Annotated in this window: 1 rRNA gene; it reads left to right on the forward strand. The window is 42.9% G+C overall.

Annotated elements, in window-relative coordinates:
• Positions 1-136: 136 nt before the first annotated feature.
• A 5S ribosomal RNA gene (gene rrf, locus DWX23_RS14115) occupies positions 137-247 on the forward strand.
• Positions 248-254 lie beyond the last annotated feature (7 nt).

Here is a 254-nt window from a genome sequence, read left to right on the forward strand (position 1 = left end):
ATAGCCCGAGACTTTCTTTTTCCGGAGAAAGGGTTGATATATCAGCAGGTGATGGGTAGAAATGCCTGTCATAAGCTCAAATAAAATGAGTTACGTTAAAGTAACGTTGTCCAAAGTCAAACATCTTAAAAGGTATTAAGGTGGTTATAGCGTTGGGGATCCACCTCTTCCCATTCCGAACAGAGAAGTTAAGCCCAACCACGTCGATGGTACTGCGTAAAAGTGGGAGAGTAGATAGCCGCCGTTTTAGTAAG

It is taken from the genome of Parabacteroides sp. AF18-52 (genome assembly GCF_003479145.1).
Lineage (GTDB): Bacteria > Bacteroidota > Bacteroidia > Bacteroidales > Tannerellaceae > Parabacteroides > Parabacteroides faecis.